This window comes from Burkholderia sp. BCC1208 (genome assembly GCF_902833095.1).
Classification (GTDB): domain Bacteria; phylum Pseudomonadota; class Gammaproteobacteria; order Burkholderiales; family Burkholderiaceae; genus Burkholderia.
This window is the reverse complement of sequence record NZ_CADFDY010000005.1, coordinates 439,144-459,075: the sequence shown is the minus strand read 5'-3', so window position 1 is coordinate 459,075 and position 19,932 is coordinate 439,144. Positions and strand designations below refer to the sequence as shown.

Genomic DNA, 19,932 nt, shown 5'->3' with positions numbered 1-19,932 from the left:
AGGCGGCGGTTCGACGGATTCCGTCACGCGAGTTGTTTGTGGAAATACGTCGTCGCGCAGAGCGCGCCGTCGGGCATCAGCGCATAGTTCGGCACGACGCCGACGCGTTGCCAGCCGGCCCGCTCGTACAGCCGCTCGGCGTCGCCGCCCGTCACCGTGTCGAGCACGAGCACGGTCTTGCCGGCGTCGCGCGCGGCCGCGTCGGCCGCCGCCATCAGCCGCGCGGCGACGCCCTGCCGGCGCGCGTGCCGCGACACGAGCATCTTCGCGACGTCCGCGCGATGCGGCTGGTTCTCGGGCTGCACGGTCACGACCTGCACGGTGCCGACGATCCGGCCGGACGTATCCTCGGCGACGAGCAGGATGCGCTCGCCGTTCGCCACGCCCTCGGCCACGCGCGTCCAGAATGCGACGGCGGTCGGCCGCTCGATCGGCAACATGAAGCTGACGGATGCGCCGCCTTCGACGCAATCGATCAGCACGTCGGCCAGCGCATCGACACAGGCCATCGCTTCGCTCGCGCCGACGCGGCGCACGGTAACAGGTTCGGTCATGCCATCTCCGGGAGTCGGATGGGCCGCATGCACGGGTTCGGCACGGGCCGGAATCGGAACGAACGCCGGCCGGGTATCTAGGCTCGCGCGACGGCGGCAGGCGTGCGGCAACGCGACGCCCGATCGGCGCGTGTTACCGCCCCATCATCGTACGCGACGGAAATTTTCGTTGCATCGGTTTCGACATCGTCTACACTTAGCCAAATGGATAACATTCAGCCCGGCATCAGCGACGTGTTCCATGCCCTCGCCGATCCGACGCGCTGCGCGATCGTCAGCGCGCTCGGCCAGGGCGAGCGGACCGTCTCCGCGCTGGCCGCGCCGTTCGACATGGCGCTGCCGTCGTTCATGAAGCATGTCGCCGTGCTCGAGCGCAGCGGCCTCGTGGCGACCCGGAAAACCGGCCGCTCGCGCACCTGCGCGCTGGTCGGCAGCCGGCTGACCGAGGCCGAGGCATGGCTCGCCGCGCAGCGCGCGCAGTGGGAAGCGCGATCCGATCGTCTCGTCGAATTCGTCGAACGCCGTCACCAGGAGGAGCAAGATGTCAGCAAGCCGCGTCGAACCCGCTGAAGCCAACGATCTCGTCATCACGCGTACGTTGCGCGCGCCGCGCCATGCGCTGTGGCGCGCATGGACCGACCCCGAACTGCTGAAGGAATGGTGGTGCCCGAAGCCGTGGACCACCGAGGTACGCGCGTTCGACCTGCGGCCGGGCGGCGCTTTCCATACGTTCATGCGCGGCCCCGACGGCGGCACGAGCGACAACCCCGGCTGCTTCCTCGAAATCGTGCCGGAATCGCGCATCGCGTTCACGTCGATGCTCGCGGGCGGCTGGCGGCCGCAGGCGCCGTGGCTGGGCTTCACGGCGATCGTCACGATGGCCGACGACGACGCGGGCAGCCGCTACGAGGCGCGCGTGATGCATCCCGACGCCGCGACGCGCGAGCGCCACGAAGCGCTCGGTTTTTTCGAGGGCTGGAACACCTGCATCACGCAGCTCGACGCCTTCGCCGCCACCCTGCGCTGAACGCCGCTTCGCGTGCGGTCATTGCATGCCGCCGCGCCCGCGCCTAGGATTCCTGAAGGAAGCACGACGACACGCCGAGCACCGGCGTGCACCGTCGCGCGCGCTTCGCGGGAGGCAACATGTTGCATACGCACACGCATTCGACCCGGGTCAGCCGGCACCTGAACGCTCCGCGCGGGCGCGTCTATCGCGCGCTGCTCGACCCGCACGCCGTCGAACAGTGGAAGGTGCCCGACGGCATGACCTGCCGCGTGCATGCTTACGATGCACGCGAAGGCGGCGCGCTGCGCGTATCGCTGAGCTACGACGCGCCGTCGGCCGGCACCGGCAAGACCACCGCGCACACCGACACCTATCACGGCCGCTTCGTCACGCTGGTGCCGGACCAGCAGATCGTCGAGATCGATGTATTCGAAACCGACGACCCGATGCTGCGCGGCGCGATGACGATCACGATCACGCTGTCCGACGAAGCGGGCGGCACGCGCGTGGACGCCGTGCATGACGGCGTCCCGCCCGGCGTGCCGGTCGCCGACAACGAGACCGGCTGGCGGATGGCGCTGGCGCGGCTCGCGGCGCTGGTGGAAGCCGGATGACGCCGCGCAAGCGCGTCAACCGAGCCGGTACACCCGCGTAACCGTGCCGCGGAACAGCGCGTCGCGCTCGCCCGCGCCGGCCTGCGCGGTCAGTCGCTTGAACGCGTTCCAGCCGTTCACGAACGCATACGACCCCTTGTCGACCGGGAAATTGCTCTCGAACATGCAGCGCCCGGGGCCGAATGCGTCGATGCAGGTCATCATCCACGGCTTCCATGCGTCGGCAAGCTGCGCCGAAGACGGCGGCTTCGCGCCTTTCTCGAAATCGAACCCGTTGATGCGCATCCCGAGGCCGCCGACCTTCACGTATACGTTCGGCAATTGCGCGAGCGTGCGCATCGACGCCGACCAGCGCGCGAATACCTCTGCCCGCTTGTCCGCATAGCTGGCAATCCGCACGACGCCACCGCAGTGGTTGACGATGATCCGCGTGTCGGGGTTCGCTTTCGCGAGATCGAACAATTCGGGCAACTGCGGAAAGAACAGCCACGCGTCGTACGACAGCCCGAGCGGCGCAAGTTGCGCGACGCCGGCCCGGTACGCGGGATCGAGCAGCAGCCCGCGCGGCACCGCCGACAGCGGATTGGCGAGCGTCGGATCGGCATCCCACGTCGTCAGGTGCCGAATGCCGCGAAACCGCCCGCGGCCGGCTTCGAGATGCGCTTCCAGCACGTCGCGCACGCGCGCGCCGAGCCGCAGGTCCGCGTGACCGACGATGCCTTTCGCGACGGCCACGGGGCCGTTCTGCAGCGGCTCGGTCACGCCGGCGACATAGGCCGTTTCGCCCACCGGCTTCAGTTCCACCGGGCCTGAATCGCGATAGCGCGTCTGCGCCTGCATGTAGACGGACGCCTGGATGTTGTGGCCCGAGCGCGCATCCTGCAGATAGTCGTCGAGCATGTAGATCCAGCCCGGCCGCTCATAGAAGTGATGATGCGCGTCGACGATCGGCAGGTCGGGCTCGAGCGCGGGTTCGAGCGCCGACGCGAGCCAGTCGGGGCGGACCGCGAGGTAGTTGCTTTGCGTCATCCGGGAAGCTCCGTCATGGGCCGGCGTGTCGGCGAACGCGGGCAGCGCGAGCGATGCGGCGGTCGCACCGATCAACCGGCGCCGTTTGATCGAAAAGGTCATGTCATTCGCTCCGGTCGAACGCGTACAGCGACAGCGTGAGCAGTGTCGTGACCGCCAGGACGATCGCGAGGCCGAGCATCCCGGCCGTGAACGTGCCGAAACCGTCCTTCAGGTAGCCGACGAGATAGGGGCCCGCGAATCCGCCGAGCGCGCCGATCGAATTGATCAGCGCCAGCCCGCCGGCCGCGGCCTGGCCGGACAGGAAGCGCGACGGCAGCGTGTAGAAGATCGTGCGGCCGGCAATCGTGCCGATCAGCGCGAGCGTGATGCCGACGAGCGCCGGGCCGAGGGTCAGGAAATGCGTCGACACGCCGAGCGCCACCGCGCCGATGAACAATCCGATCGCCAGGTTCGCGATCGGGCCGCCGCGACGGTCCACCCGTTTCGCCCACCCCAGCAGCGCGACCGTCGCGAAGAAGTACGGCACTGCGGACAACCAGCCCGTCTGCATCGTCGACATCCCGTGCGCCTTCAGCATTTGCGGCAGCCAGATGCCGATTCCGTACGAGCCCATCGTGAAGCCGAACGAAATCAGCGCAAGCACGTACACGCGCACGTCGCGCAGCGCCACGCCGAAGCGCTTCTTGCGGCCGGCGGCGCCATCGCGCTCGAACGCGCGTTGCAGCGCGGCACGCTCGTCGTCCGACAGCCATGTCGCATGCTCCGGGGAATCGGACAACAGCTTCAGTACGAGGAAACCGAGCGCGCACGCAGGCAGCCCTTCGACGATGAACATCCACTTCCAGCCGGCGAGCCCGAGCACGCCGTCGAGCTGCAGCAGCCAGGTCGAGAGCGGGCCGCCGACCAGCGACGACAGCGGCGTCGACACGGTGAACCACGCCAGCACGCGCGTGCGATAGCTCGCGGGAAACCACACGGCGAGGAAGAAGATCACACCGGGAAAGAATCCGGCTTCCCCGATGCCGAGCAGCAGCCGGATCGCGTAGAAGCTGGTCGGCCCGGTCGCGAGCGCGGTCGCGGCCGCCATCAGCCCCCACGTGATCATGATGCGGGCGAGCCAGCGGCGCGCACCGAAGCGGTACAGCGCGAGATTGCTCGGCACTTCGAACACGCAATAGCCGGCAAACATGATCCCCGCGCCCCAGCCGAACTGCGTCGCGGTCAGCCCGAGATCGCGGTTCATCGTGAGCGCCGCGAATCCGACGCTCGTGCGATCCAGATAGTTGAAGAAATACGCGAGCGCGAGCAGCGGGATGAAGCGCCACGCGGCCTTGCGCACGGCGCGTTGCTCGATCGCCGCGTCGGTCTCGCGATCGGCGGCCAGCGCCGGGGAAGCGGATGTCATGGTTGTCTCCGTGGATGCGGCGATCCTCCCCGCGCGGTGCGCGGCCGGGACGCCTTTGTTCGTTCGATGAATCGCGGCCGCGCTACGCGCTCGCCACTTCGTTCGCCGAAGGCGCGCCGCCCGGCCCGTCGCCGTGCGCGGCGGCGTCCGCGCCGTACCGCCCCGCGACGACGCCGGCATCGATCAGCGCACGCGCATCGTCCGGCGTGTAGCCGAGTTCGCCGAGCAGCGCGCACGTGTCCTGGCCGAGCGCGGGCGGCGCCGAGCGCAGCCGCAGGCGCTCGCCTGCGAGCGTCAGCGGCAACAGCGCCGTGCGCGTGTCGACCGGCCGGCCGGCGCTGCTCGCGTCGGCCGGCAGCGTCACGGCTTCGAGGCCGCCCGTGGCAAGCAGATGCGGATCGTCGAACAGGTCCTGCGGCTTCGTGATCGGTGCGTACGGCAGGCCGGTCGACTCGAAGATCGCGCCGATCTCCGCGGCCGAGTACGGCGCAAGCCGCGAACGCAGTTCGGGCAGCAGCCATTCGCGCGCCTGGACGCGCAGGTTGTTGGTCGCGAGGCGCGGATCCTCCTTCAGCGCAGTCAGGCCGAACGCGTCGCAGAACAGCACCCACTGCGTGTCCGACACGACCGCAAGAAAAATCTGTTCGTCGTCCTTGACGGAGAACACGTCGTAGACGGCCCACGCGGAAATCCGGCTCGGCATCGGCGACGCGGCCTGCCCCGTCACCGCGAACTGCATCATGTGCTGCGCGACGAGGAACACGTTGTTCTCGAACAGCGCGCTCTGCACCTGCTGGCCGCGCCCCGTGCGCTCGCGCTGCGCGAGCGCGGCCATCGCACCGATCGCGCCGAACATGCCGCCCATGATGTCGTTCACGCTCGCGCCCGCGCGCAGCGGTCGCCCTTCCGGGCCCGTCATGTAGGCCAGGCCGCCCATCATCTGCACGACCTCGTCGAGCGCGGTGCGATGCTCGTACGGCCCCGGCAGGAAACCCTTGTGCGACACGTACACGAGGCGCGGATTGAGCGCGTCCAGCGCCGGATAGCCGAGACCGAGCCGGTCCATCGTGCCGCTCTTGAAGTTCTCGCTGAAGACGTCCGCCGTCGCGACGAGCCGCAGCACGATCTCCAGCCCGCGCGGATCCTTCACGTCGACCGCGAGGCTTTTCTTGTTGCGGTTGAACATCCCGAAGAAGCCCGCGCCGGAGCCGCGCAGCGCCCGCGTGCCGTCGCCCGCGATCGGCTCGATCTTGATCACTTCCGCGCCGAGGTCCGCGAGCAGCATGCCGCACGTCGGGCCCATCACCATGTGCGTCATCTCGATCACGCGCACGCCCGCATACGGCAGCGCGGAGGCCGATTGCCGATCGTTCATCGTGCGGCTCCCGGCAGACATCCTTCCGGTTGCACGGCGGACGGAGCGCGGCCATCCGCATAGCGGAACCCCTTCGGCAACCCCGCGTCGGACACGTGGCCGTATAGCGCCTCGGACGGCAGCGCCGCATGCAGGATCGCGCGCGCGGCGAGCAGCGCGTCGACGTCGACGCCCGTGTCGTATCCCATCGCTTCGAGCAGGAACACGAGATCCTCGGTGACGATGTTGCCGGTCGCGCCCGGCGCGTACGGGCAGCCGCCAAGGCCGCCCTGGCTGGCGTCGATCGTCGTCACGCCAGCATCGAGCGCCGCAACGACGTTCGCGAGCCCCTGGCCGCGCGTGTTGTGGAAATGCGCGCCGCCGGCCTTGTCGCCGACTTCGCGCCGCAGGCGCGTGAACAGCCGGCGCACCTGTACGGGGTTCGCATAACCGCTGGTATCGGACAGGCCGATCTCGTCGACACCGCATTCAGCCATCGCCACCGCCATCGCGATCGTCTCGTCATCGCTGACGGCGCCCGCAATCGTGCAACCGAACGCAACCGACACCCCCGCCTCGATCTGCACTGACGGAAACCGTGCGTCGCGCAGCGCGACGATCGCGCGCACCTCGTCGATCATCTGCGCGGGCGTCTTGCGAATGTTCGCCAGCGAGTGCGCTTCCGTCACCGAGACCGGCAGCGTCAGCTTGTGCACGCCCGCGTCGAATGCGCCCTCGGCGCCGCGCAGGTTCGGCGCGAGCGCGGCGACGTGCAGCCCGGGAATCGCCAGCGCGTGCGCCACGACTTCACGTACGTCGGCCATCTGCGGCAACAGTCTGGCCGGCACGAACGACCCGACCTCGATCTCGCGCAGGCCGGCCGCGGCCAGCGCGGTGATCCAGCGCAGCTTGCCGGCCGTCGGCATCACGGCCTCGATGCTCTGCAGCCCGTCGCGCGGCCCGACCTCGCTGACCAGCACCTTCGGATGTTCGGAACCCTTCATTCGACGCCTCATCGTTCTATCTGAAAGAATATCGTTCTGTTTGACAGAACTTTAGGCGCGCGTTGAAGATGCGGTAAGCGGGGTATACCCGTGAAATTGCGTTTTTCTGGAACTTGAGTTCTGCCAGATAGAACGATATAGTCGATCGACCGTTATCCGAAGGAAGCACGTAGTGCCGACGAATCCAGCAAATCAGGCCGGCGACGCATCCGATCCGGCGACCGAAGAAGCGTCCAGCGGCGTCGCGGTGCTCGACCGCGCGTTCGCGATCCTCCGGGCGTTCGGCCAGACCGACGACCGGCTGTCGCTCGCCGAATTGTCGCGCCGCACCGGGCTATACAAGAGCACGATCCTGCGCCTGCTCGCCGCGCTCGAGCATGGCGGATTCATGCGCAAGCTCGATGACGGCCAGTACGCGATCGGGCACGAGCCGTTGCGGCTCGCGGCGTTGTACCAGCGTTCGTTCCGCGTCGGCCCGGTGGTCGAGCCGCTACTCGAGACGCTGAGCCGCGAACTCGGGGAAACGGCATCGTTCTATGTGCGCCAGGGCGACGTGCGCTCCGTGCTCTATCGCGTCGAGCCCGCGCGGGCGGTGCGCGTATCGATCCGCGTCGGCGAGGAGTTTCCGGTCGCACAGGGCGCATCGGGGAAGGTGCTACTGGCCTTCACCGACACGCAGGACGCCCGCTGGAACGACGTGCGCGAACAGCTGTGGGCCGCGTCGTACGGCGAGCGCGATCCGGAGACGGCATCGGCGTCCGTGCCCGTGTTCGGCGCGGCCGGCGAATGCGTCGGTGCGCTGACGGTGTCGGGCCCGAAATCGCGGCTCGCCGCCGCGCCGGCGATGACGGCGGCGCTCGCGATGCTGCTGCCGCTCGCGCAGAAGGCGACCGTCGCACTCGGCGGCACGGGCGCGCGCTACGACGCCGCCGCCGTGCGCGACAGCCTCGCGCGGCTCGCGTCGTCAGCGGACGACCCCGCCCAGTCGTAGGGAGCCGGTTGCATCCGGCAGGCGACACGGCAGCGCGAAAGGCAGCCGCATGCGACACTGGCCGCCGATGCACGCAGCGCGCCGTCCGCAGGCGACGCACCGCGCGTGCAACCGTCAACCGGCCCCGCACGAGGAGACACCCGCGATGAACGCCGCGCGTACCGCCACCTGGTATTTCGATTTCGTTTCGCCGTTCGCCTACCTGCAGCAGGAACAGTTCGACCGGTTGCCGCCCGCCGCCGCGTTCGAGCCGCGGCCGATCGTGCTCGGCGCGCTGCTCGCCCACTGGGGCCAGAAAGCGCCGGCGGAGATCGCGGCCAAACGCGTGTTCACCTATCGGCATGCGCAATATCGCGCGGACAAGCTCGGCATCGCGTTCCGGATGCCGCCCGCGCACCCGTTCAATCCGATCAAGCCGCTGCGCCTCGCGATCGCGATGGGCAGTTCGCCGGACGCGATCCGGCGGATCTTCCGGCACATCTGGCGCGACGGCCAGGACGTATCGACGCCGGCAGGCTTCGCCGCACTGTGCGAAGCCGTCGGCTTTCCGGAAGGCGTGACGGCCGTCGAGGCCCAGCCAGTCAAGGATGCATTGCGCGCGAACACGGATCGCGCGATCGCCGACGGCGTGTTCGGCGTGCCGACCTTCGCACTCGACGGCGACCTGTTCTGGGGCGAGGACGCGACCGACATGTTCGTGGACTGCGCGACGTCGCGCGCGTGGCTCGACTCGCCCGAAGTACGCCGCATCAGCGCGCTGCCCGAAGGGATCCGGCGCGGCTGACGGCGAGCCGCCACCGGGCGCCGCGGGTTTCAGCCGTCGCGCCCTTCGACGAGCGCCGGCACGGCCTCGCGCATCATCGCGGCGAACCGCACGAGCCGCGACGGATAGAACTGCGCATGCGGATAAGTCAGGTAGACGGGCAGCGGCGCGGCCTGCCAGTCGGGCGCGAGGTGCACGAGATCGCCGCGCGCGAGATCGTCGGCCAGCATCCACGACGATCCGACGCACGCGCCGACGCCCAGCAGCGCCGCGCTGCGCAGCGCATACAGGTTCGCGGTCGTGATGCGCGGGCGGATCGCGATGCGCCGCGTGTCGCCGGTGGCCGCATGCGTGAGCGCGAGCTCGGTACGGTAGTACGTGCGCAACGCGAGCCACGGCAGCGCGGCAAGCGCGTCCGGATCGGCCGGCACGTCGGCGCCGTTCAGCACCGACGGCGCGGCGACCACGAAGCGCGGCACCTTCGTCAGCCGGATCGCGACCACGCCCGGATCGGTGGGCTCGCCGACCTGGATCGCGCAATCGATGCCGCTGCCGACGAAATCACGCACCTCGTCCTGCAGCAGCCACTCGACCGACACGCGCGGATAGTCGCGCAGGAACTGCACGAGCGGCGCCACGAAACGCTGCTGCCCGAACGCGTGCGGCACCGCGACGCGCAGCAGCCCGTCCGGCTCCTCCTGCGCGCCACGCAAATCGGCCTCGAACGCCGCCCAGCTCGCCAGCAGCTCCTTCGCCCGCTTGAAGCAACGCTCGCCGTCGACGGTTAGCCGCATCGTATGGGTCGTGCGTTGCAGCAGCCGCATGCCGAGCGAACTTTCCAGCGCCTGCAGCCGCCGGCTGACGGTCGGCTGCGTCGTATGCAACTGCACGGCGGCCGCCGACAGGCTGCCGGCCTCGACTATGCGCACGAAGGTTTCCATCAGCTCGAAACGATAGCCGGCGCCGTCCACCGGCACCGTCTGAATGCGCCGAGACCCGCCAGCAGCGGGAGAGGGGGAAGATTTTTCGGTCATGCGTGTAGCGTATAACAAATCTGCGCCTGCCGGCACTACCGTCGCCGCCCGCGTACCGCCACACTCGCGTCCATCCCATTCTTCAACCGAGGATGTACGCGATGTCCACCCCGACCCGTCTCGACGCCACGCCCCGCGTGGCGCATGCCCCGGCCCATCCGGCCGCCCATTCGATGCCCGATCGCCGGCTCGTGCTGCTGCTCGCGGCCGCCGCCGGCCTCGGCGTTGCCCCGCTCTACTACGCGCAGCCGATGCTCGGCGCGCTCGCGCCCGATCTCGGCGCATCGGCGCGAGCGATCGGCTTCGTGCCGACGCTCACGCAGCTCGGCTATGCGCTCGGCATCCTGCTGCTCGCGCCGCTCGGCGACCGCTTCGACCGACGCCGCGTGATCGTGACCAAGGCCGCCGCGCTGGTCGTCGCGCTGCTGCTGGCCGCCGTCGCGCCGTCGCTCGGGCTGCTGCTCGCGGCGAGCTTCGCGATCGGCCTCGCGGCGACGATGGCGCAGGACGTCGTACCGGCCGCCGCGACGCTCGCCCACGACGCGCATCGCGGCCGCATCGTCGGCACGGTGATGACGGGGTTGCTGCTCGGCATCCTGCTGTCGCGCGTCGTGGCCGGACTCGTCGCCGAGACGGCCGGCTGGCGCGCGATGTTCGCGCTCGCGGCCGTCAGCGTCGCCGCGATCGGCGCCGTGGCCGCACGCGGGTTGCCGCGCTTCGAGCCGACCACGCGGCTGCCGTATCGCGCGCTGATCGGCTCGCTCGGCGCGCTGTGGCGCGACCATTCGGCACTGCGCCGCGCCGCCCTCGCGCAGGGGCTGCTGGCCATCGGTTTCAGCGCGTTCTGGTCGACGCTCGCGGTGATGCTGCACGGTGCGCCGTTCCACCTCGGCAGCGCGGCCGCCGGTGCGTTCGGCCTCGCGGGCGCCGCGGGCGCGCTGGCCGCCCCGATCGCCGGGCGGCTCGCCGACCACCACGGCCCCGAGCGTGTCACGCGGATCGGTATCGGCATCGCGACGGCGTCGTTCGCGTCGATGGCCGCTGCGCCGCTGATGTCGCCGCATGCGCAGCTCGTCCTGCTCGCGCTGGCGACGATCGGCTTCGATCTCGGCGTGCAGGCCACGCTGATCGCGCACCAGTCGATCGTCTACCGGATCGATCCCGCGTCGCGCAGCCGCCTCAACGCAGTGCTGTTCGTCGGCATGTTCATCGGGATGGCGGCCGGCGCCGCGCTCGGCAGTTTGTTGCTCGCGCAACTGGGCTGGAACGCGGTGACCGCGCTGGCCGTCGCGACGTCGCTGGCCGCGCTCGCCGTGCGGGTGTGGCGCAACTGAAGACGGGCATCGCGTCACGCCGGCGGGCAAGCCCACGAGGCTTGCCCGTTTTTTTATTTTTGATCGGCGCGCGCATGACGCTGCGCCGCCCGGCAGATTCGCACCGTTCCAGCGCGGCAATCATTCATCCGGCGCAAGGTCCGCAACGGCCTGTCGAATTGTCCAGTTCACCCAAATATTTTTCCGGCGCACGTGCGCGCCCGCACGCAAACGTCGGATGATTCGACCCTGCCGCACGGGACGGCGCGCTCCCATCCGGCCCCACCATGCAGCTCCGGTTTATCAGGGGATTCCCGGTATTTTTTCGTATTTTCTTCGAAATAACGGGTGACATACTTGCCCCCGTTGCGCTCCGTGCGAGCGCGCTTTCCGATCCAGCCGGCCGCTCGTCATGCGCTGCGCGTCCGCCCGGGTCGCACAGGACATGAACGATTTCGACACCACGATCCAGATCTTCCTCACCCACGTGACGTTCGGCCCGTTGATGAATCACGCGATCCGCGTGATCGCGGGCCTCTACACGTTCAAGGGCTTCGTGCTCATTCCCGTGCTGTGCTGGCTGTGGTTCCAGCCGGTCCCGCACCGCGAACGGCAACGCGAGCTGGTCGTCGCCACCGTCGCGAGCGGGATCATCGCGTTGGCCATCGGCCGCGTGCTTGCCCAGGTGCTGCCGTTTCGCGTGCGGCCGATCTACAACCCCGACCTGCACCTGCACTTTCCGTCGGCCGGACTGCGCGCGGCGACGCTGCAGACATGGAGTTCGTTTCCGAGCGATCACGCGATGCTGTGGATGGCGATCGCGACCGGCATCTTCATCATCGCGCGCCGCGTCGGCATCGTCGCGCTGCTGTATTCGATCGTGTTCATCTGCCTGCCGCGCGCGTATCTCGGCTTTCACTATCCGACCGACCTGATCGCGGGCGCGGCGATCGGCATCGCGATCGCCTGGCTGCTGACGCGCGACGCGATCCGGTCGCGATTCGCGCCGCCGGTGCTGGAGATGATCCGGCGCTTCCCCGCGCCGGCCTATACGCTCGCGTTCCTGCTGTGCTTCGAGTTGATCACGCAGTTCGACGAACTGCTGACGCTCGCGCAGTCGGCCACGCGCACGATGTGACGGGCACCTTCGCGATGCTGCCGCTGCTGTCGTTCCGTCGCCCCGGCGCGCGCTGCCGGCCATGCGCGGCCGCGGCCCGCCGTGCGACGGCCGCGCCCGTCAGTCGCGATCGGGCGCGCCGAGCGGAAAGAACGCACGATACGGCCGTGCCTCGTCCACCGCGCGCGCAAACGACGGCCGCGCGAGCAGACGCTTGCGGTACGCGATCACGTTCGCGAACGCCGGGTCGATCCGGTGCGTCCAGTCCGCGTAGAACAGGAACGGCGCCGCGCCGCAATCGGCGAGGCTGAAACGGTCGCCGGCCGCCCATTCGCGATCGGCCATCGTCTTGTCGAGCCACGCATACGACGTGTCGAGCATCGTGCGCGCGTCCGCCACTCCACGCGCATCGCGTTCGGCTTCCGGCCGCAGCGCATCGAACACGACCTTCTGCTGCGGCGTCGCCACGTAGTTGTCGAAGAAGCGGTCCATCGTCCGCGCCTCGAGCGCGGCGCGCGGATCGTCGGGCAGCAGGCGCACGGGGCCGGGATGGTTGAGGCCGAGATACTCGATGATGATCGACGCCTCGATCACCGTACGACCCGCGTCGACGAGCACCGGGAAGCGCTTCAGCGGCCACAGCGCGGTCAGTTCCTGCATCGGCTTCGGATCGTCGTGCGCGAGCACGCGATAGTCGAACGGCGTGCCGTTCTCGTACAGCGCGGTCAGTACTTTCTGGCAGTAGGACGAAAAGGGATGGGCGTAAAGCGTCGGCATCATTGACAGGTCTCCCGGGGTTTCGGCGCCGCGTCGTGCAGCGCCACATGATCGGATACCTGGACGACGCACGGCGCCCGGCCGTTTCGACATCGATCCGGAATTTTTTTGGAAGACTGCCTGGGCCGCTACGACCGGCCATCCGTCACGACACGCCCTTCGGCACGCCAGCGCAGCATTCCGCCGCCGAGATTCGCGACCGCGTCGAAGCCGGCCTTCTTCAGGATCACCGTCGCCTGCGCGGAGCGCCCGCCGGCCCGGCACACGGTCACGACCGGCCGCTCGCGCGCGATCTCGCCGATGCGCGCGGCCAGTTCGCCGAGCGGGATCGGCGTCGCGCCGGGCAGATGGCCGAGCGGGCCTGCGAATTCGTCCGGTTCGCGCACGTCGACGACCTGCACGGCCGGCAGATGATCCTCGAGCCATTGCGGATCGATTTCCCAGAAACCGGCGAACGTATAGACGAGGGGTGCCCAGTCGGCAGCCGCCTGCGCATCGGGCGCGTTCGCGGCGACGCCGCACTGGAGGTTCGCCGGCACCGCGACGTCGATCTGGCGCGGATGCGCGAGCCCGAGGTTGCGCATGTAGCCGGCGAAATCGTCTTCGCTGAGATCGCCGCCGAGGCGCGGGTTGAAGCGCCGCTCCTCGCCGACGCTCGTCACCGTGAGCCCGCGATAGTCGTGGGCCGGATACAGCAGGCACGCGGCCGGCAGCGTGAAGAGCCGGCCGTGCACCGCGCGATACAGCGCGCGCGGGTCGCCCTGCTGGAAGTCGGTGCGGCCGGTGCCGCGGATCAGCAGGCAATCGCCGGTGAACGCCATCGATTCGTCGTCGAGCACGAGGCTGATGCATCCGCTCGTGTGGCCGGGCGTCGCACGTACGGTCAGGTAGCGCGAGCCGAACGCGCAGCGGTCGCCGTCGTTCAGGTAGCGGTCGGCGCCCTGCGCGCCGCTCGCGGCCGAGATCGCGATCGCGCTGCCCGTGTGCTGCTTCAGGAGCCACGCGCCCGTCACGTGATCGGCATGCACGTGCGTGTCGACGGTCGCGACGAGCCGCAGCCCGAGTTCGTCGAGCAGCGCCACGTCGCGGCGCATCTGCTCGAACACGGGATCGATCAGCAGCGCCTCGCGCGATGCGCCGTCGGCGAGCAGATACGTGTACGTCGACGATTGCGGGTCGAAAAGTTGCCGGAAGATCATTGCTCTGTTGCTCCGTCGTCGTCTGGTTCTTCAGTGAGGTGTAGTCGGATCGGCATGCTGCATATCGCAGCCGGGCGCCGGCGTCGGCATGACGACATCGCCACCGCGCGAGCGGCATCGCACCCGCCGCGTTTCGCCCATTCATACAGCGTAGATCAAAATGCCCGCGCCGCCGGCATCACTCCGCGCGGCAACCGATTCCGACGACGAATCGCGCACGCTGGGACGATGCGCCGCGCCGGGACGGCCGCGCACGCTGCCTTACACTACGGCCTGTTCACGTCTCCGATCACAGGAATGCCCCGACATGTCGATGACGATCGATCCGAAGCAGGCCGCCGCGCTGCTGGCCGTCGCCGACACCGGCAGCTTCGAGCAGGCGGCCGTGCGCCTGCACGTGACCGCGTCCGCCGTCACGCAACGGGTCCGCGCGCTGGAGGCGAGCCTCGGCACGCCGCTCGTGCTGCGCACGCGGCCGTGCCGCCCGACGGTGGCCGGGCAGCGGGTGCTGCAACACCTGCGCCGCGTCGCGCTGCTGCAGGCCGACCTGCAGAGCACGCTCGCGACCGAGCGCGCATCGCCGATCTCCGTGACGATCGCGCTGAACGCCGACAGTCTCGGCACGTGGTTCCTGCCCGCGCTGACGTCCGTGCTCGCGGGCGAGCGGATCCTGTTCGAACTGATCGTCGAGGATCAGGATCACACGTTCGCGCTGCTCGAAAGCGGGATGGCGGTCGGCTGCGTGACGACCGAGCCCAAGCCGATGCGCGGCTGCATCGCGACGCCGCTCGGCACGATGCGCTACCGGCTGCTCGCGGCCGCCACGTTCGCGGTGCGCTGGTTTCCGCGCGGGCTGAACCGCACGAGCGCCCGCCGCGCACCCGTCGTCGCGTATTCGCGGCGCGACACGCTGCAATCGTCGTTTCTGAAGGAGAAGTTCGGGTTACCCGAGGGCGCGTACCCGTGCCACTACGTGCCCGGCACTCATTCGCACTTCGCCGCGGTGCGGCACGGGCTCGGCTACGCGATGGTGCCGGAGCCGCTGATCGGCACCGCGCCGCTCGACGCGCAGGGGCTCGTCGATCTCGCGCCCGCGCATCCGACCGACGTCACGCTGTACTGGCACGCGTGGACCGTGCAGTCCCCGACGATGGCGTCGCTGTCCGCACGGGTCGTCGAAGCGGCGCGCCGGCTGCTCGCGCCGTTGCCGTAACGCTGGCGGGTGAGCGGGTGAGCGGGTGAGCGGGTGAGCGAGTGATCGACGCTACCGGCGCGGTATGCGTCGCGGCGAGAAAGTCAGCCGCGCCGCCTATACTTTTTCCATCGGCCTCGCGAACGCGCCGCGCGGCCGATCATCCAGGTCCGGCCGTTCCCTTTCATGTGAGGAGAACATCATGTCCCGCCGCTATATCGATTGCCGCGAGTTTCCCAGCGCGATGCACTGCTCGGTCGCAATTTCCGCTGACTCCGACAACGAACTGCTGGAGGCCGCCGTGCAACATGCGGTCTCGGTGCACCAGCACACCGACAGCGCCGAACTGCGCACGCAGCTCAAATCGCTGTTCCGCGACGGCGCGCCACCCGTCGACACGCCGCCGCAAGCGTAATCCGCCGGCACGACGCGGATCGACCGACAGCGCGCCGCGTCACCCCTTCCGTGTGTTGCGTCATGCCAGATCGCGCCGGCCCGGCGCGGGCCGGCGCATTTCGCGTCACGCGCGACGCTGCGCGAAATACGCGCCGACCGCGTCGACGAACGTGTCGATGTCCGCGCGCGACACGTCGCAATGCGTGACGAAGCGCGACGCATACAGCATCTGCGTGAGGATCCCGCGCGCCTTGAGCCACGCCTCGAGCGGCGCGCAATCGGCTTCGGGGAATTGCGCGAACACCATGTTCGTCGCATGCGACAGCACCTTCACCGAGTCGATGCGCGCGAGGCCGGCCGCGAGATGCGCGGCATTCGCGTGATCGTCCGCGAGCCGCTCGACGTTGTGATCGAGCGCATACAGGCACGCCGCCGCGAGAATGCCCGACTGCCGCATCCCGCCGCCCAGCACCTTGCGCCAGCGCTGCGCGCGCTCGATCAGCGCACGGCTGCCGACCAGCACCGAGCCGACCGGCGCACCGAGCCCTTTCGAGAAGCAGATCGACACGGTGTCGAACGGCGCGCACAGCTCGGCGATCGGGCGACCCGATGCGACGGCCGCATTGCAGACGCGCGCGCCGTCGAGGTGCGTGGACAGCCCGCGGCCGCGCGCGAACGCGACGGCTTCCTGCACATAGCCTTCGGGCAAGACCTGGCCGCCGATCGTGTTTTCGAGCGCGAGCAGCCGCGTCCGGGCAAAGTGATTGTCGAGCGGCTTGATCGCCGCGGCGATCTTCGCGAGCGGCAGCGTGCCGTCCGGCGCGTTCTCGATCGGTTGCGGCTGGATGCTGCCGAGCACGGCCGCGCCGCCGCCCTCGTACTTGTAGGTATGCGCGAGCTGGCCGACGATGTACTCGTCGCCGCGCTCGCAATGCGACATCAGCGCGGCCAGGTTGCTCTGCGTGCCGCTCGGGAAGAACAGACCGGCTTCCTTGCCGGCGCGCTCGGCCGCCACCGCCTGCAGGCGCAGGACGGTCGGGTCGTCGCCCCAGACGTCGTCGCCGGTTTCGGCGGCCATCATTGCAGCCAGCATCGCCTGGCCTGGACGTGTCACGGTATCGCTGCGTAAATCGATCATCGCTGTGCCCTGAGTAAACGCGAGCCGGAACCGATGCGCCCGGCCCTGCCGAAACGAGACTGAGAGTGTACGCAATTCGCGCGGCGGCTGCCGCCCGCCGCCGCGCGCCCGGTTCCGCACGCGCGACGTCGTTCCGATGATGCGACGCGCCATATTGACGCACGTGCGTCAGACCGCCACGCCGCGGCCACACGCGCCGCGAGCGGTCTTCTTGATACGAATCAACGATTTAACCCGAATTGGCGCGCGACGGGCTGGACATCTGCGACGAGTTGGCGCATTTCGCGGTGCAACATCGCGACCCATACTCCAGCCAACCCCGCTGCCTGTCTGCCGGGGTCCGCCGGCACCCGCCGGCGGGTATCGTCAGCCTCGGTCATCTGGTATGGACACCGCACTTTCGGCCCTCGATCTGGCCCGCCTGCAATTCGCGTTCACCGTCTCCTTTCACATCGTCTTTCCGGCGCTGAGCATCGGCCTCGCCAGCTTCATCGCCGTGCTCGAATATCGCTGGCTGAAGACCGGCAAGCAGTACTACAAGACGCTCTGCCTGTTCTGGTCGAAGATCTTCGCGGTCGCGTTCGGGATGGGCGTCGTCTCCGGCGTCGTGATGAGCTATCAATTCGGCACCAACTGGTCCGGCTTCTCGAGCTTCGCCGGCGCCGTCACCGGCCCGCTGCTGATGTACGAGGTCATGACCGCGTTCTTCCTCGAGGCCGGCTTCCTCGGCATCATGCTGTTCGGCTGGAACCGCGTGAGCCCGCGCGCGCACTTCGGCGCGACGCTGATGGTCGCGATCGGCACGCTGATCTCGACGTTCTGGATTCTCGCGTCGAACAGCTGGATGCAGACGCCGCAAGGCTTCGAGATCGTCGATGGCCGCGTCGTGCCGACCGACTGGTTCGCGATCATCTTCAACCCGTCGTTCCCGTACCGCCTGTTCCACATGGCGATCGCCGCGTTCATCGTCGCCGCGCTGGTGGTGGCCGCGACAGGCGCGTGGCACCTGCTGAAGGGCCGCCGCGACAAGGGCGTGAAGAAGATGTTCTCGATGGCGCTGTGGCTGCTGCTGGTGCTCGCGCCGCTGCAAGCCGTGATCGGCGATCAGCACGGCATCAACACGCTGAAGCACCAGCCGGCGAAGATCGCCGCGATCGAAGGGCTGTGGGAAACCGAAAAGGGCGGCACGCCGCTCAACCTGTTCGGCATCCCGGACATGAAGGCGGAGACGACCCGCTACGCGGTGAAGGTGCCGCACCTCGGCAGCCTGATCCTCACGCACAGCTGGGACGGCGAGATCCGCGGGCTGAAGGACTTCCCGCCGCAAGACCGCCCGAATTCGACGGTCGTGTTCTGGAGCTTCCGGATCATGGTCGGCCTCGGCTTCGCGATGATCGGTCTCGCCGCGCTCGCCTGGCTGCTGCGCCGCCGCGGCCGCCTGTATGAATCGAAGTGGTTCCAGCGCTTCGCGCTCGTGATGGGCCCGACCGGTTTCGTGTCGCTGCTCGCGGGCTGGGTGACGACCGAAGCCGGCCGCCAGCCGTGGGTCGTGTATGGCGTGATGCGCACCGCGCAGGCCGTGTCGCCGCTGTCGGTGCAGCAGGTCAGCCTGTCGATGATGACGTTCGTGATCGTGTACTTCCTCGTGTTCGGCACCGGCGTGTACTACATGCTGAAGCTGATGAAGGCCGGCCCCGCGCTGCCCGACGTCGAGCACGACGCGACGCACGACCTGCCCGACACGCGCCCCGATCACACCGCGCGCCGCCCGATGTCGGCCGTCGACGAGCTGATCGAGACCGTCTGAGCCCACTCCTTTCGCATACGAGAAAACCTATGGACGTCACCGTAATCTGGGCCGCGATCATCGCATTGGGGCTCTTCATGTACGTCGTGCTCGACGGCTTCGACCTCGGCATCGGCATCGTCTTCCCGTTCTTCCCGGACGAGAAGGAACGCGACCTGATGATGAACACGGTCGCGCCCGTGTGGGACGGCAACGAGACGTGGCTCGTGCTCGGCGGCGCCGGGCTGTTCGCGGTCTTTCCGATCGTCTATTCGACCGTGCTGTCGGCGCTGTACCTGCCGCTGATCTTCATGCTGGTGTGCCTGATCTTCCGCGGCGTGTCGTTCGAGATCCGCGCGAAGGCGCGGCGCACGAAGCAGCTGTGGGATCTCGCGTTCATCGGCGGCTCGGCCGGCGCGACGCTGTTCCAGGGCATCGCGCTCGGCGCGTTCCTGCAAGGCATCGACGTGAAGGACGGCGTGTACGCCGGCGGCGCATTCGACTGGCTCACGCCGTTCAGCCTGCTGACGGGCCTCGGCCTGCTCGTGACCTACGCGCTGCTCGGCTGCTGCTGGCTCGTCGCGAAGACCGAAGGCGATCTGCAACGGCGCCTCCATCGCGTCGTGTGGCCGCTGACCGTCGTGCTGCTCGGCTTCATCGCGGTCGTCAGCCTGTGGACGCCGCTGCAGGATCCGGCCATCGCGCAGCGCTGGTTCGATTCGGGCCTGTTCTGGCGTTTGCTGCCGGTACCGTTCCTGGTCGCCGCGTGCGCGGTGTGGATGCGCCGCGCCGTGCGCGACCGGCACGACATGACGCCGTTCGTGCTCGCGCTGGCGCTGGTGCTGCTCGGCTACGTCGGTCTGCTCGTCACGCTGTTCCCGTATGCGATTCCTCAGACGATGACGATCTGGGAAGCGGCGGCGCCGCGTTCGAGCCAGACCTTCACGCTGGTCGGCGCAGCGGTTATTCTCCCGATCATCATCGCCTACACGACGATGGGTTACTGGGTATTCCGAGGCAAGGTGCGCCATGAAGACCAGCATTACTACCACCACTGATTCCGCCGGTCGCCCGCCCGAGGCGCCGCGGCCGCGGATGCGCGGCTGGATGTGGTTCGTCGTTCTTTGGGCGGGCGGCGTGATCGGCGCCGTCACGCTGGGCTATGCGTTCAAGATCTTCATGAACCTGACGCTGTTTGCGGTGAAATAAGCTGCGCGGGGTGCAACGCCCCGCATCCGGCCCTCTCGCCGTACT

Annotated in this window: 21 protein-coding genes; 12 read left to right on the top strand and 9 right to left on the bottom strand. The window is 68.8% G+C overall.

Annotation, left to right across the window (positions count from 1 at the left end):
- Nucleotides 1-23 precede the first annotated feature (23 nt).
- Nucleotides 24-554, bottom strand: a complete 531-nt coding sequence (locus tag HWX09_RS14805) for a GNAT family N-acetyltransferase (RefSeq protein WP_027781634.1) — start codon at nt 552-554, stop codon at nt 24-26.
- A 204-nt stretch (nt 555-758) separates the two neighbouring features.
- Between HWX09_RS14805 and HWX09_RS14800 the strand changes: the two genes are divergently transcribed.
- The 3 genes from HWX09_RS14800 (at nt 759) to HWX09_RS14790 (ending at nt 2,177) form a co-directional block, all read left to right on the top strand.
- The gene (locus tag HWX09_RS14800; RefSeq protein ID WP_027781635.1) at nt 759-1,124 is read left to right on the top strand and encodes a metalloregulator ArsR/SmtB family transcription factor; all 366 of its coding nucleotides are present in this window, start codon (nt 759-761) and stop codon (nt 1,122-1,124) included.
- Nucleotides 1,096-1,581, top strand: coding sequence for an SRPBCC family protein (locus HWX09_RS14795; protein WP_027781636.1), 486 nt, complete (start codon nt 1,096-1,098; stop codon nt 1,579-1,581). Before HWX09_RS14800 ends, HWX09_RS14795 begins: the two co-directional genes overlap by 29 nt.
- A gap of 119 nt (nt 1,582-1,700) precedes the next feature.
- The gene (locus HWX09_RS14790; protein WP_027781637.1) at nt 1,701-2,177 is read left to right on the top strand and encodes an SRPBCC family protein; all 477 of its coding nucleotides are present in this window, start codon (nt 1,701-1,703) and stop codon (nt 2,175-2,177) included.
- A 15-nt stretch (nt 2,178-2,192) separates the two neighbouring features.
- Here the strand turns inward: HWX09_RS14790 and HWX09_RS14785 are convergent, their stop codons facing one another.
- The 4 genes from HWX09_RS14785 to HWX09_RS14770 all read right to left on the bottom strand — a co-directional run bounded on the left by HWX09_RS14785 (nt 2,193) and on the right by HWX09_RS14770 (nt 6,972).
- Nucleotides 2,193-3,308, bottom strand: coding sequence for an amidohydrolase family protein (locus HWX09_RS14785; RefSeq protein WP_027781638.1), 1,116 nt, complete (start codon nt 3,306-3,308; stop codon nt 2,193-2,195).
- Nucleotide 3,309: 1 nt separating this feature from the next.
- Nucleotides 3,310-4,614 (bottom strand): MFS transporter, encoded by a 1,305-nt coding sequence (locus HWX09_RS14780; RefSeq protein ID WP_027781639.1) that lies wholly within the window; start codon nt 4,612-4,614, stop codon nt 3,310-3,312.
- A gap of 82 nt (nt 4,615-4,696) precedes the next feature.
- Nucleotides 4,697-5,989, bottom strand: a complete 1,293-nt coding sequence (locus HWX09_RS14775) for a CaiB/BaiF CoA-transferase family protein (protein ID WP_027781640.1) — start codon at nt 5,987-5,989, stop codon at nt 4,697-4,699.
- A complete protein-coding gene (locus HWX09_RS14770; protein ID WP_027781641.1) occupies nt 5,986-6,972 on the bottom strand; it encodes a hydroxymethylglutaryl-CoA lyase in 987 nt (328 codons plus the stop codon). The genes HWX09_RS14775 and HWX09_RS14770 overlap by 4 nt, the downstream gene beginning before the upstream one ends.
- Nucleotides 6,973-7,144: 172 nt before the next feature.
- On the opposite strand from HWX09_RS14770, the gene HWX09_RS14765 reads away from it, so the two are divergent.
- Nucleotides 7,145-7,963 carry an IclR family transcriptional regulator gene (locus HWX09_RS14765; protein WP_027781642.1) on the top strand — a complete coding sequence of 273 codons (819 nt, stop codon included), beginning with the start codon at nt 7,145-7,147 and terminating at the stop codon, nt 7,961-7,963.
- 145 nt (nt 7,964-8,108) lie between these two features.
- Complete coding sequence (locus tag HWX09_RS14760; RefSeq protein WP_027781643.1) at nt 8,109-8,747, top strand: 2-hydroxychromene-2-carboxylate isomerase; 639 nt, start codon at nt 8,109-8,111, stop codon at nt 8,745-8,747.
- A 29-nt stretch (nt 8,748-8,776) separates the two neighbouring features.
- Here the strand turns inward: HWX09_RS14760 and HWX09_RS14755 are convergent, their stop codons facing one another.
- Nucleotides 8,777-9,760 (bottom strand): LysR family transcriptional regulator, encoded by a 984-nt coding sequence (locus HWX09_RS14755; RefSeq protein WP_027781644.1) that lies wholly within the window; start codon nt 9,758-9,760, stop codon nt 8,777-8,779.
- Nucleotides 9,761-9,861: 101 nt separating this feature from the next.
- Here HWX09_RS14755 and HWX09_RS14750 point away from each other — a divergent pair, with 101 nt between their 5' ends.
- Nucleotides 9,862-11,094 carry an MFS transporter gene (locus HWX09_RS14750; RefSeq protein WP_027781645.1) on the top strand — a complete coding sequence of 411 codons (1,233 nt, stop codon included), beginning with the start codon at nt 9,862-9,864 and terminating at the stop codon, nt 11,092-11,094.
- Between the two features lie 424 nt (nt 11,095-11,518).
- A complete protein-coding gene (locus HWX09_RS14745) occupies nt 11,519-12,211 on the top strand; it encodes a phosphatase PAP2 family protein (RefSeq protein WP_027781646.1) in 693 nt (230 codons plus the stop codon).
- Between the two features lie 99 nt (nt 12,212-12,310).
- On the opposite strand, the gene HWX09_RS14740 is transcribed toward HWX09_RS14745, so the two are convergent.
- Nucleotides 12,311-12,970, bottom strand: coding sequence for a glutathione S-transferase family protein (locus HWX09_RS14740; RefSeq protein WP_027781647.1), 660 nt, complete (start codon nt 12,968-12,970; stop codon nt 12,311-12,313).
- A 125-nt stretch (nt 12,971-13,095) separates the two neighbouring features.
- On the bottom strand, nt 13,096-14,166 hold the full coding sequence (locus HWX09_RS14735) for an MBL fold metallo-hydrolase (RefSeq protein ID WP_027781648.1): 1,071 nt from the start codon (nt 14,164-14,166) through the stop codon (nt 13,096-13,098).
- A gap of 307 nt (nt 14,167-14,473) precedes the next feature.
- Here HWX09_RS14735 and HWX09_RS14730 point away from each other — a divergent pair, with 307 nt between their 5' ends.
- Together HWX09_RS14730 and HWX09_RS14725 are read left to right on the top strand one after the other, a co-directional pair.
- Nucleotides 14,474-15,379 carry an HTH-type transcriptional regulator ArgP gene (locus tag HWX09_RS14730; protein ID WP_027781649.1) on the top strand — a complete coding sequence of 302 codons (906 nt, stop codon included), beginning with the start codon at nt 14,474-14,476 and terminating at the stop codon, nt 15,377-15,379.
- A gap of 181 nt (nt 15,380-15,560) precedes the next feature.
- Nucleotides 15,561-15,773 (top strand): DUF1059 domain-containing protein, encoded by a 213-nt coding sequence (locus HWX09_RS14725; protein WP_027781650.1) that lies wholly within the window; start codon nt 15,561-15,563, stop codon nt 15,771-15,773.
- Between the two features lie 105 nt (nt 15,774-15,878).
- On the opposite strand, the gene ltaE is transcribed toward HWX09_RS14725, so the two are convergent.
- Nucleotides 15,879-16,892, bottom strand: coding sequence for a low-specificity L-threonine aldolase (gene ltaE / locus HWX09_RS14720; protein WP_027781651.1), 1,014 nt, complete (start codon nt 16,890-16,892; stop codon nt 15,879-15,881).
- A gap of 385 nt (nt 16,893-17,277) precedes the next feature.
- Here ltaE and HWX09_RS14715 point away from each other — a divergent pair, with 385 nt between their 5' ends.
- Genes HWX09_RS14715 through HWX09_RS14705 form a run of 3 tightly spaced genes read left to right on the top strand, consistent with a single transcriptional unit; the run spans nt 17,278 to nt 19,887 of the window.
- On the top strand, nt 17,278-18,699 hold the full coding sequence (locus HWX09_RS14715; protein ID WP_027781652.1) for a cytochrome ubiquinol oxidase subunit I: 1,422 nt from the start codon (nt 17,278-17,280) through the stop codon (nt 18,697-18,699).
- Nucleotides 18,700-18,728: 29 nt separating this feature from the next.
- A complete protein-coding gene (cydB, locus tag HWX09_RS14710; protein ID WP_027781653.1) occupies nt 18,729-19,736 on the top strand; it encodes a cytochrome d ubiquinol oxidase subunit II in 1,008 nt (335 codons plus the stop codon).
- On the top strand, nt 19,708-19,887 hold the full coding sequence (locus HWX09_RS14705) for a hypothetical protein (RefSeq protein ID WP_027781654.1): 180 nt from the start codon (nt 19,708-19,710) through the stop codon (nt 19,885-19,887). Before cydB ends, HWX09_RS14705 begins: the two co-directional genes overlap by 29 nt.
- Nucleotides 19,888-19,932 lie beyond the last annotated feature (45 nt).

Bases quoted from the DNA above. Each gene is read 5' to 3' on its own strand.
- HWX09_RS14805 (WP_027781634.1), bottom strand. From the start codon at position 554: ATGACCGAACCTGTTACCGTGCGCCGCGTCGGCGCGAGCGAAGCGATG.
- HWX09_RS14800 (WP_027781635.1), top strand. From the start codon at position 759: ATGGATAACATTCAGCCCGGCATCAGCGACGTGTTCCATGCCCTCGCC.
- HWX09_RS14795 (WP_027781636.1), top strand. From the start codon at position 1,096: ATGTCAGCAAGCCGCGTCGAACCCGCTGAAGCCAACGATCTCGTCATC.
- HWX09_RS14790 (WP_027781637.1), top strand. From the start codon at position 1,701: ATGTTGCATACGCACACGCATTCGACCCGGGTCAGCCGGCACCTGAAC.
- HWX09_RS14785 (WP_027781638.1), bottom strand. From the start codon at position 3,308: ATGACCTTTTCGATCAAACGGCGCCGGTTGATCGGTGCGACCGCCGCA.
- HWX09_RS14780 (WP_027781639.1), bottom strand. From the start codon at position 4,614: ATGACATCCGCTTCCCCGGCGCTGGCCGCCGATCGCGAGACCGACGCG.
- HWX09_RS14775 (WP_027781640.1), bottom strand. From the start codon at position 5,989: ATGAACGATCGGCAATCGGCCTCCGCGCTGCCGTATGCGGGCGTGCGC.
- HWX09_RS14770 (WP_027781641.1), bottom strand. From the start codon at position 6,972: ATGAAGGGTTCCGAACATCCGAAGGTGCTGGTCAGCGAGGTCGGGCCG.
- HWX09_RS14760 (WP_027781643.1), top strand. From the start codon at position 8,109: ATGAACGCCGCGCGTACCGCCACCTGGTATTTCGATTTCGTTTCGCCG.
- HWX09_RS14755 (WP_027781644.1), bottom strand. From the start codon at position 9,760: ATGACCGAAAAATCTTCCCCCTCTCCCGCTGCTGGCGGGTCTCGGCGC.
- HWX09_RS14750 (WP_027781645.1), top strand. From the start codon at position 9,862: ATGTCCACCCCGACCCGTCTCGACGCCACGCCCCGCGTGGCGCATGCC.
- HWX09_RS14745 (WP_027781646.1), top strand. From the start codon at position 11,519: ATGAACGATTTCGACACCACGATCCAGATCTTCCTCACCCACGTGACG.
- HWX09_RS14740 (WP_027781647.1), bottom strand. From the start codon at position 12,970: ATGATGCCGACGCTTTACGCCCATCCCTTTTCGTCCTACTGCCAGAAA.
- HWX09_RS14735 (WP_027781648.1), bottom strand. From the start codon at position 14,166: ATGATCTTCCGGCAACTTTTCGACCCGCAATCGTCGACGTACACGTAT.
- HWX09_RS14730 (WP_027781649.1), top strand. From the start codon at position 14,474: ATGTCGATGACGATCGATCCGAAGCAGGCCGCCGCGCTGCTGGCCGTC.
- HWX09_RS14725 (WP_027781650.1), top strand. From the start codon at position 15,561: ATGTCCCGCCGCTATATCGATTGCCGCGAGTTTCCCAGCGCGATGCAC.
- ltaE (WP_027781651.1), bottom strand. From the start codon at position 16,892: ATGATCGATTTACGCAGCGATACCGTGACACGTCCAGGCCAGGCGATG.
- HWX09_RS14715 (WP_027781652.1), top strand. From the start codon at position 17,278: ATGGACACCGCACTTTCGGCCCTCGATCTGGCCCGCCTGCAATTCGCG.
- cydB (WP_027781653.1), top strand. From the start codon at position 18,729: ATGGACGTCACCGTAATCTGGGCCGCGATCATCGCATTGGGGCTCTTC.
- HWX09_RS14705 (WP_027781654.1), top strand. From the start codon at position 19,708: ATGAAGACCAGCATTACTACCACCACTGATTCCGCCGGTCGCCCGCCC.